At 66.2% G+C, this 12,694-nt stretch carries 12 protein-coding genes and 1 pseudogene; 4 read left to right on the top strand and 9 right to left on the bottom strand.

All coding sequences use genetic code 11. From position 1 onward, the window contains the following. The first annotated feature begins 69 nt into the window (after positions 1-69). Positions 70-1,233: a Shedu immune nuclease family protein gene (locus tag ASD47_RS26365; RefSeq protein ID WP_082564773.1), complete on the top strand. Its 1,164-nt coding sequence runs from the start codon at positions 70-72 to the stop codon at positions 1,231-1,233. A 275-nt stretch (positions 1,234-1,508) separates the two neighbouring features. On the opposite strand, the gene ASD47_RS23545 is transcribed toward ASD47_RS26365, so the two are convergent. Next, entirely contained in the window at positions 1,509-1,799 is a 291-nt protein-coding gene (locus ASD47_RS23545) for a hypothetical protein (protein WP_056762030.1), read from the bottom strand. Between the two features lie 246 nt (positions 1,800-2,045). Here ASD47_RS23545 and ASD47_RS23540 point away from each other — a divergent pair, with 246 nt between their 5' ends. Beyond that, positions 2,046-2,285: a hypothetical protein gene (locus ASD47_RS23540; RefSeq protein ID WP_028039238.1), complete on the top strand. Its 240-nt coding sequence runs from the start codon at positions 2,046-2,048 to the stop codon at positions 2,283-2,285. Between the two features lie 3 nt (positions 2,286-2,288). Here the strand turns inward: ASD47_RS23540 and ASD47_RS23535 are convergent, their stop codons facing one another. From ASD47_RS23535 to ASD47_RS23515, 5 genes are all read right to left on the bottom strand, one after another. Next, the gene (locus tag ASD47_RS23535; RefSeq protein ID WP_056762028.1) at positions 2,289-2,687 is read right to left on the bottom strand and encodes a hypothetical protein; all 399 of its coding nucleotides are present in this window, start codon (positions 2,685-2,687) and stop codon (positions 2,289-2,291) included. 284 nt (positions 2,688-2,971) lie between these two features. Further along, a complete protein-coding gene (locus ASD47_RS23530) occupies positions 2,972-4,405 on the bottom strand; it encodes an efflux transporter outer membrane subunit (RefSeq protein ID WP_056762027.1) in 1,434 nt (477 codons plus the stop codon). Then, positions 4,405-7,584 carry an efflux RND transporter permease subunit gene (locus ASD47_RS23525; RefSeq protein WP_056762025.1) on the bottom strand — a complete coding sequence of 1,060 codons (3,180 nt, stop codon included), beginning with the start codon at positions 7,582-7,584 and terminating at the stop codon, positions 4,405-4,407. Before ASD47_RS23525 ends, ASD47_RS23530 begins: the two co-directional genes overlap by 1 nt. 226 nt (positions 7,585-7,810) lie before the next feature. After that, positions 7,811-8,989: an efflux RND transporter periplasmic adaptor subunit gene (locus ASD47_RS23520; RefSeq protein WP_056762023.1), complete on the bottom strand. Its 1,179-nt coding sequence runs from the start codon at positions 8,987-8,989 to the stop codon at positions 7,811-7,813. A 47-nt stretch (positions 8,990-9,036) separates the two neighbouring features. Continuing rightward, positions 9,037-9,222, bottom strand: coding sequence for a hypothetical protein (locus tag ASD47_RS23515; RefSeq protein ID WP_056762021.1), 186 nt, complete (start codon positions 9,220-9,222; stop codon positions 9,037-9,039). A gap of 167 nt (positions 9,223-9,389) precedes the next feature. Here ASD47_RS23515 and ASD47_RS23510 point away from each other — a divergent pair, with 167 nt between their 5' ends. Continuing rightward, positions 9,390-10,028, top strand: coding sequence for a TetR/AcrR family transcriptional regulator (locus ASD47_RS23510; RefSeq protein ID WP_056762019.1), 639 nt, complete (start codon positions 9,390-9,392; stop codon positions 10,026-10,028). Here the strand turns inward: ASD47_RS23510 and ASD47_RS27790 are convergent. Further along, positions 9,997-10,170 (bottom strand): annotated as a pseudogene (locus tag ASD47_RS27790) (hypothetical protein). The gene ASD47_RS23510 and the pseudogene ASD47_RS27790 sit on opposite strands and share 32 nt — an antisense overlap. A 367-nt stretch (positions 10,171-10,537) precedes the next feature. Between ASD47_RS27790 and ASD47_RS23505 the strand changes: the two are divergent. Beyond that, positions 10,538-10,762 (top strand): hypothetical protein, encoded by a 225-nt coding sequence (locus ASD47_RS23505; RefSeq protein WP_056762018.1) that lies wholly within the window; start codon positions 10,538-10,540, stop codon positions 10,760-10,762. Positions 10,763-10,798: 36 nt separating this feature from the next. Here ASD47_RS23505 and ASD47_RS23500 read toward each other — a convergent pair whose 3' ends face one another. Together ASD47_RS23500 and corA are read right to left on the bottom strand one after the other, a co-directional pair. Beyond that, the gene (locus ASD47_RS23500; RefSeq protein ID WP_056762015.1) at positions 10,799-11,455 is read right to left on the bottom strand and encodes a hypothetical protein; all 657 of its coding nucleotides are present in this window, start codon (positions 11,453-11,455) and stop codon (positions 10,799-10,801) included. A 141-nt stretch (positions 11,456-11,596) separates the two neighbouring features. Further along, positions 11,597-12,565, bottom strand: coding sequence for a magnesium/cobalt transporter CorA (corA, locus tag ASD47_RS23495; protein WP_056762013.1), 969 nt, complete (start codon positions 12,563-12,565; stop codon positions 11,597-11,599). Positions 12,566-12,694: the final 129 nt, after the last annotated feature.

Here is a 12,694-nt window from a genome sequence, read left to right as displayed (position 1 = left end):
GACCTGCGGCTAATAGGAGCCGTTGCGGACGGCGCTTTTCACCTAAGCTTTGTTCGCTACAGTCGCTTTATGAGCGAACACGACGACCACGAGTTCTTCAAGTTACGGAAGGATGGGAAAACCTATCTGTCCAAGGTTTTCCAATGGCCGGGTCAGACCGCTGAGCGGATCCGGCAGGTCCGGATGGTCTTCGAAGGCAGCGACGAACAACACGTGGGCGAAATTGAAGGGGCCCTGTGCCTTCGGATAACTGGTGAGATACGGAAAACCCAGGTGACGGCGGTAGTCACTCAGGACTCCAAGGAAATCAAGCGGCTCACGCTGCAAACCTTTAAGGCCCGTCCGGTTTTTATTCAGAGCTTCGTGAAAGAGGAATTTACCTTCCGTCGCGAGGAATTTGAGCGGCTGATCGGATTTCTTAATCAGATAAATTTTTTGGATTTAACTAACGAAGAGAACTTTCAAGTTGAAGATATTTCTAAGAAGGCGGGGCCGAAGGTCGTCATTGATGCTTCGGATAGAGGTTTGGTCGATACCATTAGAGGTTTGTCCGCCGATCGGCGCACAAGACTATTGCGCGATCTCCAGAGCTCTCTCACTACTGATGAAATCAATACGCTCCTTGGCCGTAAGGATGGATTAGCCGAATTTGAACAGCAACTCGCCTCTGGAGATTGGAGCGAGGCATCTTGGCAAGACTTCTTTGAGCGTGAACAATGGGTTTTTGGCTACGGTCTCGATTATCGGATCATGAGACATTTCGACCGTGAAGTGGTGGTGGGTGGTGCTGGGACGGATAATCAAAATAAGCCTACTGTAGACTTTCTCACTACCTTCAAAGATTATACGGTATTGGTTGAGATAAAAAAACCGTCTACCCCCATATTCAAGCGTAGGGCTGGTGGTAGAGCGGGGACCTGGGATTTTAGTTCTGACTTCACGTCAGCAGTGTCTCAGATTCTTGAACAGAAAGCTGAATGGCTCGCCTTCTCGCAACAAGGCGAACACTACAACAAGGAAGGTACAGAACGTCTCGAAGCTCGTACCCGAAGCCCTAAGGCAATCCTCGTGATTGGATCGCGAGCGGAGTTCGATCCCGGCCATGGGATCCGGGACGCTCGTGTAAAGCAGGACACATTCGAGCTGTTCCGACGAGAGACTCGAAGCATCGACATCATCACGTTCGATGAACTTGCGGACCGCGCTCGTTTCATCACTAGAAACGCGCGCTAGCCAACTAACTTTATTGACCGTCCGCTTGTCGGTACAACTCATCCGCCCCAGCGGATGCGGCCACGCCTTAAAGCCTTGGTGGATCGGAGCTCTGGCGTCTGGCCGAGTCAAGGACGACGCGGAGCGTCGCCGCGACGCGGCCGCCGGAGGCGGTCCTTGACTCGGCCAGACGCCAGAGCAGGCTCGCCATCAAGGCTTTAAGGCGCGGCCTCGCCCGTTGGCGGTTGAGAAGAAGAGCGGCGCGTCGGTTTAGGCGGCGTCAGCCGACCTTGGCCTCAAGGCGCCTTCCGGGACAGGCCGTGTCCCAAGGCCGCGATGGCGATTATGCCAAACGGCCAGAGGCTGAAAAGAACGGTTTGCCAGACCTGGAAGCGGTGGAAGTCGATGGCGTTGTGCGACTGTCCCTGCTTGCCGCAGTATCCGAACGGGTGATCCAGGTAGAAATAGTGGGTCGACGCGTTGCAGAGGTGAATGGGGCCGTCTGGAAACAGGGCCACCCCGCCGACGAACCACACCAGCATGATCATGCCGATCACCGAGATCAAATTGCCCCGGAGCGTGATCATCCTTTCCGATGTCCACTGACGTTCAAGCGGCATGGTCCGGCCTGTCTCTTCCTGGGCGTCCCTGCCGCAGCCGGTGGATCGGAGCTGTGGCGTGCGACCAAGTCAAGGCGCGTCCTGGCCGTTGGCGGGCCTTCTGCTCATCCGTGCAACGGGGAGAAGAGAGCGGCCCCCAATGAATTGATCACCCACGGGACCGAACCGCCCCGTCCGGCATTGAACCCTCGCGCCGACCGATGGAGACTTCGAATGACCGGACTGTTGGCGATCGACCTGTTCGCCGTCGTGATCTTCGCCTTGGGGTTCCTGCTGGCCTTCAAGCCCGGCGTCTTCCGCGCGCTCAGGGGGCGGGAGCGGGGCGTGTCCGAGGACGTCGCCTCGGCCCTGCGCATCGCCGGGGTGATGGCCATGGCGTTCAGCGTGATGATCTGCGTGTTCGCCAACCTGATCGTCCGCTACTCGGCGGCCAGCGCGGCGGCGGGGTCCTGAGCCCTACAGCCGGCCGCGCCGTCCGCCCTTGAGCTTGTCCAGCGCGCGGCGGGCGTGCTCGACCTGGGCGGCCACGGGCGCGTCCACAGGCGCGTCCGCCGGGGCGGCGGCGGCCCTGGAGGCCATCAGCATCTCGCGCACGTTGGCCAGGCCCTGGGCGGCGTGCAGGCCGGCGGCGGCCGTTTCGGCGATCTGCGGCTTGCCGCGCGGCGTCGGGAGGACCAGCGCGACCTTGCGGGCCATGGCGGCCAACTCGCCGACGGCCTTGGCCTTGTCGCGGGCCTGGCGGATGGCGACGGGATCGGTGGTGGCCTCGATGCTCTTCCAGGCCGCCTCGAGGGCGTCCATCAGCTGGAGCTGGAAGGCCAGGCAGCGGGTGGGGATGTCTTGGGCTTGGGTCATGCCGCTAGTGTGCGGCCGTCCTGGAGGGTGGGGACAGGAAACGTGCGTTTTTGTGTACGGCGTTGATCGGGTTGAGGTTTGTTTCGGCGGGAGCGGGGATAAACGGCGTTTCAACCCACCTCGCCACCGTCATCCCGGGCCTCGTGCCCGGGACCCCTCCGTCCGCCGCAGGTGCGGAGGGGTGGCGCGCCGGCGCGCCAAGGCGCTTCACCTGCGAGCTGAACCAGGGGTCCCGGGCACAAGGCCCGGGATGACGGATTGAATAGCAACCCTGTGGATAACTTTTACGACGTCCACCCGCCGCCCAGCGCCTTGTAGATCGCCACGACGTTGGTGTTCACGCCCGTCTCGGCGACGGTCAGCGAGTCCTCGGCCGCCAGCAGCGTGCGTTCCGCGTCCAGCAGCACCAGGAAGTCGATGCCGCCTTCCTTGTACTGGATGCGGGCCAGCTCGGCGGCGCGGCGCGAGGCGGCGGCCTGGTTGGTCAGGCTGACAAGCTGGGCCTGCTGCTGGCGGTAGGCGACCAGGGCGGTCTCCAGGTCCTCCAGCGCCCGCAGCACGGTCTGGTCGTAGACGGCCAGGCTGGCGTCGTTGCGGGCCTCCGCCGCCTTCAGCCGCTGGTGGGCGCCGCCCAGGTCCAGGGCCGGCCAGGACACCGACGGGGCCACCGACCAGGCCTGGCTGGCGCTGTTGCCGAAGCCCGACGCCGTGCCCGACAGGAAGCCGATGAAGCCCGTCACCCGCACGCGCGGAAACAGGTCGGCCGTGGCCACCCCCACCTTGGCGGTCTGGGCGGCCAGGCGGCGCTCGGCGGCCTGGACGTCGGGACGGCGGCGCAGCAGGTCGGACGCGTCGCCGATCGGCAGGGCGGCGATCAGCGGCGTGACCTCGGCTGTTGTGGCGACCAGGGTCGCGTCCAACTCGCCCGGCCGCTTGCCGACCAGGACGCAGAGCCGGTAGTTGGCCCGCTTCTCGGCGGTGATCAGCGACGGGATCGCCGCCTCGGTGGCGTTCAGGCGGGCCTGGGCGCTGGCCACGTCGATCGGGCTGCCGGCCCCGGCGTTGTAGCGCACCTGGGTCAGGCGCAGGGTCTCGCGCTGGGTGTCGAGGTTGCGGTTGGCCACGGCCAGCCGGGCCTGGGCCCCGCGCAGTTCCAGGTAATTTCGAGCCACCTCGGCGGCGATGGTCACCTGGGCGTCGCGCAGGTCGGCCTGGGCCGCGCCAGCCTCGGCCCGGGCCGATTCCACGCCCCGGCGGACGCGGCCGAACAGGTCGATCTCCCAGCCGGCGTCGAAGCCGGCCTGATAGGTCTCGCTCTCCACCCGCTGGCCGTTCGAGCCCGGCTGCTGCTGGTCGCTCTTCTGGTAGGCGCCGCTGGCGGTGACCCGCGGCGCCTGGTCCAGGCGAGCGTCCTTGAACAGGGCCCGGGCCTCGTCCACCCGGGCGACCGCGACGCGGATGTCGAGGTTGCCGGCCAGGGCCTGGCTGATCAGGCCGTCCAGGACGGGGTCGTTGAACGCCTTCCACCATTGGGCCTCGGGCGCGGCGGTCGAGAAGGCCCCGGCCGGGGCGTTCTGCAGCACCACCGGCGCCTGGACCGGGGTCTTGTAGTCCGGACCCACGGCGCAGGCCGAGAGCAGGAGCATGCTGGCGAACAGGCCGAGCTGGACCTTCAGGCTGCGCCAGCCGGGCTGGCGGGGTTGGATTGAAGCAAGCATCAGTGCGCCTCCACGACGGGCGTGGTTTGTTTGGCCGCCTTCAAGGCCGCCCGGCGGGCGGTGTTGCGGCGGATGACGAAGTAGAAGATCGGGGTCAGGACCAGGCCGAAGACCGTCACCCCCAGCATGCCGGAGAACACCGCCACGCCCATGGCCCGGCGCATCTCCGCGCCCGCCCCGTGGCTGACGACCAGCGGCCACACGCCCATGATGAAGGCGATCGAGGTCATCAGGATCGGCCGCAGGCGCAGGCGGCAGGCCTCCAGCACCGCCTGCATCGGGGTGTCGCCGTGCTCCTCGCGTTCCTTGGCGAACTCGACGATCAGGATGGCGTTCTTGCACGCCAGCCCCACCAGCACGATCAGCCCGATCTGGGTGAAGATGTTGTTGTCGCCATGGGTCAGCAGCACGCCGGCCAGGGCCGACAGCAGGGTCATCGGCACGATCAGGATGACCACCAGCGGCAGGCTCCAGCTCTCGTACTGGGCGACCAGCACCAGGAAGGCCAGCAGCACGCAGAGCGGGAAGATGTAGACCGCCGTGTTGCCCGCCAGGATCTGCTGGTAGGTCAGCTCGGTCCACTCGTAGCCCATGCCGTTGGGCAGCTCCTGCTTGGCCAGGTCCTCCAGGGCCTTCTGAGCCTGGCCCGTCGAGTAGCCGGGGGCCGGGCCGCCGTTGATCTCGGCCGTGAGCACGCCGTTGTAATGGCTCTCGCGGTCGGGGCCGGTGGCCTCCTTGAAGCTGACGAAGGCGCCCAGCGGGATCATCTGGCCCGACCCGTTGCGGGTCTGCAGGCGCAGCATCTGCTCGGGCTGCAGGCGGAATTTCTGGTCGGCCTGGACGTTGACCTCGTAGGTGCGGCCAAAGCGGTTGAAGTCGTTGACGTACAGCGAGCCCAGATAGACCTGCATGGTCTCGAAGAGGTCGGTCAGGCTGACGCCCGAGGCCCGGGCCTTCTCGCGATCGATGTTGGCCTCGATCTTCGGCACGCTGACCTGGTAGGTCGAGAACACGCCGGCCAGGGCGGGGTCCTTGCGGGCCTTGTCGATCAGGTTCTGGGTCTGCTTGTTCAGCTCGTCCGGACCCAGGCCGGCGCGGTCGACGATCTGCATGCGGAAGCCGCCGATCGTGCCCAGCCCTTGCACCGAAGGCGGCGGGAAGACCGCGATCTGGGCGTCGGGGATGGCGCCGAACTTCTGGTTCAGCTGGCCGACGATGGCGTTGGCCGACATCGACTTGTCCTTGCGGTCCTTGAAGTCGGACAGCGGGAAGAACACCGCGCCGGAGTTGGGGCTGTTGATGAAGCCGTTGGCCGACAGGCCGGGGAAGGCCACCGAGTGCTTGATGCCCGGCACCTTCATGGCGATGTCGCCCATCTGGCGGATGACCGCCTCGGTGCGGTCCAGCGAGGCCGCGTCGGGCAGTTGCACGACGGCGACCACATAGGCCTTGTCCTGCTGGGGCACGAAACCGCCGGGGGTCTTCATGAAGGCCCCGATCGTCAGGGCCAGCAGCAGGCCGTAGATCACCAGCCCCGCTGTCGACTTGCCCAGGGTGCGGCCGACATTGCGGACATAGCCGTTGGAAGCCTTGGCGAAGAAGCGGTTGAACGGGTTGAACAGCCAGCCCAGGGCCGCGTCGATCAGCTTCTGGAAGCGGTCCTTGGGCGCGTCGTGGCTCTTGAGCAGCACCGCGGCCAGGGCCGGAGACAGCGTCAGGGAGTTGAAGGCCGAGATCACCGTCGAGATGGCGATGGTCAGGGCGAACTGACGATAGAACTGGCCCGACAGGCCGCTGATGAAGGCGGTCGGGATGAACACCGCGCACAGCACCAGGGCCGTGGAGATGATCGGCCCGGTGACCTCGCTCATGGCCTTGCGGGTGGCCGCCGCCGGTTCGAGGCCGTTGGATATGTTGCGCTCGACGTTCTCGACCACGACGATGGCGTCGTCGACGACGATGCCGATGGCCAGCACCAGGCCGAACAGGGTCAGGGCGTTGAGGCCGAAGCCCAGCATCAGCAGGACGGCGAAGGTGCCGATCAGCGAGACGGGCACGGCGATCAGCGGAATGATCGAGGCGCGCCAGCCCTGCAGGAACAGCACCACCACCAGCACCACCAGGATGATGGCCTCGATCAGGGTGTGGATCACCGAGTCGATCGATTCCTGCACGAAGGCGGTGGTGTCGTAGATGATCTCGTAGTCGACGCCCTCGGGGAACTCCTTCTTCAGCTCCTTCATCGTCTTCTTGATGTCGGCGGCCATGGCCAGGGCGTTGGAGCCGGGGCGCTGGAAGATCGGCATGGCCACGGCCGACTTGTTGTCGAGCAGCGAGCGCAGGGCGTAGTTGTTGGCGCCCATCTCGACCCGGGCCACGTCGCCCAGGTGGGTCAGTTCGCCGTTGGCGCCGGAGCGGATGATGACGTTGCGGAACTGCTCCTCGTCGGTCAGGCGGCCGGGCGCGTTGATCGACAGCTGGAAGTCCGAGCCCATGTTGGTGGGCGGCGCGCCCAGCTGGCCGGCGGCGACCTGGACGTTCTGCTCGCGCAGGGCTTTGACCACGTCGCCGGCCGTCATGTTCAGCGAGGCCAGCTTTTCCGGATCCAGCCACACCCGCATGGAGTAGGCGCCGGCCCCGAAGATCTGCACGTCTCCGACGCCGTCGACCCGCTTCAAGCGGTCACGGACGTTCAGCTGCGCGTAGTTGCTCAGATACAGCATGTCGTAGCGGTTGTTGGGCGAGATCATGTGCACGACCAGGGTCAGGTCGGGCGAGGCCTTGTCGGTGGTCACGCCGATGCGCTGCACCTCCTGGGGCAGTTTCGGCAGGGCCTGGGCGACGCGGTTCTGGACCTGCACCTGGGCCTTATCGAGGTCGGTGCCCAGGGCGAAGGTGACGGTCAGGATCATCGCCCCGTCCGACGCCGACTGCGAGGACTGGTAGATCATGCCCTCGACGCCGTTGATCGCCTGCTCCAGCGGGGCGGCGACGGTCTGGCCGATGACGGCGGGGTTGGCGCCCGGATAGGCGGCGCGCACGACCACGGTCGGCGGCACCACCTCGGGATATTCCGAGATCGGCAGGCGCGGCAGAGCCACCAGCCCGGCGATGAAGATGACGATCGAGAGCACGGCGGCGAAGCGCGGTCTGCTCACGAAGAACTTTGAGAAATTCATGGGAGGCGCCTTTTGCGGGCGAGTATGGGGAGGAGGCAAGGAGGGGGCGTGGACCGGTTCAAACCGGCCTGAAGGCGAATTCCTGATCCGCTCATCCCGGCGAATGCCGGGACCCAGATGGAAGAGCTGGGAAGCTGACGCCAAGAGCGCCGCGTTCTTCCAGCCCACCCCGTCGCCGTGGGATCTGGGTCCCGGTTTTCGCCGGGATGAGCGGGTTAAAGGACGGTCAGTTCTGAGAAACCGAGTTGATCATCGCGACCCGCTGCGGACCGGTCTCGAACTGCGACAGGTCCGAGGACAGGTCGGTCTTGACGACCACCGGGTTGACGGTGTCGCCCGGCTTGACCTTCTGCAGGCCGCCGACGATCACCCGGTCGCCGGGCTTCAGGCCGGTGCGGATGATGCGCAGGTTGCCGGCCAGCGGGCCGATCTCGACCGGGCGGTACTCGGCCTTGTTGTTGACGCCCACGACCACGACGTAGCGCTTGCCCAGGTCGGTGGCCACCGCGCGGTCGGGGGCCAGGGCCACCGTCTGCGAGGTGTCGCTGACCATGCGGATGCGGGCGAACAAGCCGGGGGTGAACCGGCCGTCGGCGTTGGCGAAGATCGCCCGGCCGTTGATCGTGCCGCTCTTGGCGTCCAGGGCGTTGTCGATGAACTTCAGCTGGCCCTGGTGCGGATAACCGTCCTCGGTCATCAGGCCCATATAGACGGGGCTGGCCTTGCCGCGTTCGGCCGAGGCGTACTTCAGGAAGGTCTGCTCGTCGGCGTTGAACGTGGCGTAGATCGGGGTGTCGCTGACCACCGTGGTCAGCAGGTCGGACGGGGTGACCAGGTTGCCGCGGGTGATCACGGCCTTGGAGACCCGGCCGTCGATCGGCGAGACCACGCGGGTCCATTCCAGGTTCAGGCGGGCGGTCTGGTAGGCGGCGTTGGCGGCGCCGAGATTGGCCTGGGCGGCCTTTTCCTCGGCGGAGAGCCGGTCGAACTCGCTCTGGGCCAGGGCGTTCTGCTCGATCAGCCGGCGGCCGCGCTCGCGGTTCACGACCGCCAGGTCCAGCTGGGCCTTGGCCCGGGCCACCTCGGCCTGGGCGCGGTTGGCCTCGGCCTGGTAGGGGCGCGGGTCGATCTGGAACAGCACCTGGCCCTTGCGGACCCGGGCGCCTTCCTCGAACCGGGCGCCGTCGATGAAGCCGCTGACGCGCGGGCGGATGTCGACAGTGTCGATGGCCTCGAGACGGCCGGTGAAGTCATCCCACTGGCGCAGTTCCTTGAAGGCTACGGGGGTGATGGTGACCTGGGCGGGCGGCGGAGCGGCTTCCTGCTTGGCCTGGGCGCTGCAGGCGGCCAGCACGGCCACGGCGGCCAGGCCGGCGAACGAGGTGAAAACGGGGCGGAGGGACATAGGCGTACCTATCGGACAGAAGAAGCGGGGAGGAGACGGCGGTTTTTCTATTCCCAGACGGGGCGCCGGGATTTCTGGCGGACCTTGGGCGAGGCGGCCCAGTCCCGACCGGACGAACCCTCGGGGCCCTGGCCGATCAGCTTGCGGAGGGAACGGGCGGGGCCGGCCAGCCAGGCGGCTTTGGCGGGCGAGGCGTCGGCGTGTTGGCCTTGAGGGCTTGCGCTCGGGGGCATGGCTCGCGCTCCGTTCCGGGGTTAAGGATCAAATGTCGCAGTTGCTGTTGCTTGACGTGACGTCCATCTGTGACGATGTAGTCGTATGTGACGATACCGTTCGGTATCATCCACGCGGTGAGAGATACTGACCGGTAACTCTCGCGTCAAGGTGAGGTGCTGTGAAAATGGCTGAGAGAAATTCTGGCGGGGGCAAGCTGGACGACCTGGAGGCGCCCGTGTGCGCTCCGTTGTCCAAGCGACCGGCCCGCGACCGGATCTTCGAAACCGCCCGCGAGCTGTTCTATCAGCATGGCATCCGCGCGGTGGGGGTCGAGGCGATCGCCGCCGAGGCCGACGCCACCAAGATGACGCTGTACCGCAACTTCCCGTCCAAGGACGAGCTGGTGGCCGAGGTGCTGCGCGAGCAGGAACGCGACTACTGGGTGTGGTGGGACGACGTCGTCGGCTGCACCTGCGGCGACCCGCGGGCCCAGCTGGAGGCGATCTTCGACGCCTTCGAGACCAAGGCCTGCAACGCCGACGTCCACGGCTGCCCGCTGTCCAACGCCGCCATCGAACTGCACGAGGCCGACCATCCGGCCCAGAAGGTGTCGGTGGCCTACAAGCAACAGCTCCACGCCCGCCTTGTCGACCTGTGCCGGCGGGCCGGCGCGCCGGACGAGGATCTGGCCGACGGCCTGATGCTGCTGATGGAAGGGTCCTATACCGCCCGCGTCACCCTGGGCGCCGCGGGCCCTGTGCGCGCCGTGGCGCGCGCCGGTCGGGCGCTGATCAAGGCGCACCTGGATCAGAAGGACTGCTGAGAGACCCTGCGTCCTTCGAGGCCCGCTTTCGCGGGCGCCTCAGGATGAGGAGCGTTTTGGCTGTGAATGCCTCATCCTGAGGTGCGAGCCGTAGGCGAGCCTCGAAGGACGCAAGGCCAAGACGCGCCGCGCGGACACCCATCCCCCGACGGGTCCGCGCGGCGCGCGCCGGCGCCGCCGAAGGGGAGGGAAAAGGCGGCGCCTCTTAAAGCCTATCAACGGAATAGGATTTGAGTCCCGGCAGATTTTCTGACCCCGTCGACAGATCATCGAACGACCCGAGAAACTAAAAACAGGGCCAGGAGTTCTGGCTCGCGTCAGTTGCGTTCCGGACTTAACCGTGTCGTCAAGTTGTGAAATTGCGAGCCTATAAGATGTGTCGATGTCATCCCCCCGTAGGGCGAATGTCGATCTGACCTCGATGTTTCGGGGCCGATCCGCGCCCGAACAACCGCTCGTTCGCGCTGTTGGATCAGCGCTCCCAATTCGATTTGCGTAAGGAGCTCGTGATGGCTCTGCTGATTTCCGTCGCCCCGGCCGAGCAGGGCTGGGCCGTGCGCTCCGAGGCCCTCGAGGCCGAACTGACCTTCGAACGCGGCGGCCGGGCGGAAGCCGCCGCCCGGGACTTGGCCAATCGCCTGGCCGCCTCCGGCCATGCCGCCGAGGTGCGCGTGTTCCTGCGCGACGGCGCCGAGGCGGGACGGTTCCTGCACCCGGCGCGCTGGGCGAGCTGAAAGCGCCCGGGCCGACTGCCGGCCCGGGCGGTCGGCTCAGGAGAAGGTGACGTCGACCCGGGCGTAGTGAAGGTCTATTCCCGGGAACCCGCCACGCCGCAGGCCGCTTTCGATCAGCCGATAGGTCGCCAGGCCGTCGGCCGAGCCGGGTGCCGTTCTGGGAAGCGCGGCCACCGCGGCGGCGAACGCCGCCTCGAACGACTTTCCGTAGCCGATCTCCTCGGGCGGGGGCGTCCCGCCCTGGAGGGCGACGGCGGGCCGTTCGTCGAAGGCGAGGTCCTCGATCTCGACCGTGTGGTGGCCGTCCGCGTCGTGGATCACGACGACCGGCGCCCCCGCCGGAAACCCGAAGATCTCCGAGAGTTTGAAAGGCTTCAGGGCCGGCAATGCGAACTGCGGCGTATAGACCCAGAAGTCGAATTGCGGCGGGTAGATCTTGAGCGGGCTTTGCCGAATGTCCGGGATCTGGCTCACGCTCGACAGCGTGCCCCAGGCCTGGATGAGCAGGGCGCGTCCAAGGCGAAACGCACGGTATTCGGCCCTTCCGTAGCTTTCGGAATAGCCGGGCGGCGGCCCGCTGACGCTGCTGTTCGGGATCAGCGGAGGAAAGGGCCAGATGCTGGGGCCTCCGGCCGCGGCTGGGAGGCTGGCGGCCAGGGGAAAGGGTGTTTCGGGACCGCTTTGACGGTTCATGATCGTGTCCGAGCGCTGGATTTGAGGGGCGGACGCAAAGCAACTCGTACTATCGCGAATTAACCATAAATTGATTTCCGCCGATAGGTTCGCCGTTAAGTTTATTGACCCGCCCGGGCCTTTCCGACGGGGCGGCGTCTGTCACAGCCACTCGTTCTTCTTGAACCGCCAGTACAGCCATCCCACCACGCCGACGATTCCCACCATCACCGCGGGGTATCCCCACACCCAATGCAGCTCCGGCATGTGCTCGAAGTTCATGCCGTAGATGCCGGCCACCGCCGTCGGCACGGCCAGGATGGCGGCCCAGGCGGCCAGCTTTCGGGTGATCGCGCTCTGCCGCTGCTGTTCCAGCAGGGAGGCGGCCTCGAACACCGAGGTGATCACCTCGCGCAGGGCGTCGACCATGCCCTCGACCTTCTGGGTGTGGTCGAGCACGTCGCGGAAATAGGGGCGGACGTCGTCGTCCAGGCAGGGCGTCTCCAGGTGCTCCAGCCGCCCGCAGACTTCGGCCATGGGGGAGAGGACCCGCTTGAAGCGGATCAGGTCGCGCCGCAGGTGGAACAGGCGCTTGACCTCGCCGTGGCTGAGAAAGGCCTCGAGCGTGCGGCGCTCGATGTCCAGCACCTCGTCCTCCAGGGCCTGGATGATCGGCAGGTAGCCGTCGACCACGAAGTCGAGCACCGCGTGCAGCACGTAGTCCGAACCCTTGGCCAGCAGGGTCGGCGAGGCCTCCAGCTGGTCGCGCAGCTCGGTGTGGGCCCGAGCCGAGCCGTGCCGGACGGTGATCAGGTGGCCCTCGCCGACGAAGATCGCCGTTTCGCCATAGGCGATCTGGGCGTCGACCAGTTGGGCGGTGCGGGCCACCACGAACAGCTCGCGGCCATAGATCTCGACCTTGGGCCGCTGGTGGGCGTTGAGCGCGTCCTCGATCGCCAGCGGGTGCAGCTTGAAGCGGGTCCGCAGCCGATCCAGCTCGGCCTCGCTGGGCTCGTAGAGGCCGATCCAGACGAACTCGCCGGGCTTGACCGCCAGGGCGTCATCCTTGTCGAGGCTGATCTCCCGGACTCGCGCGCCGTTCTTGTAGACATAGGCCGCGACGACGCTCATCGGGATCCCCAACCGCTTGTCTGGTCCCGTAAAATGGGACCGTGAAGATTTCTCCGAGCCAACGCTTCGGCTTTCGTCCGGTTCATGTTTAGCCTCTCGCCAACGCCGCGCACGCCGGTCATGATGGTT

It is taken from the genome of Caulobacter sp. Root1472, from assembly GCF_001426985.1.
GTDB lineage: Bacteria > Pseudomonadota > Alphaproteobacteria > Caulobacterales > Caulobacteraceae > Caulobacter > Caulobacter rhizosphaerae.
The sequence above is the reverse complement of the archived record's forward strand: the minus strand, read 5'-3'. Positions and strand labels throughout refer to the sequence as shown.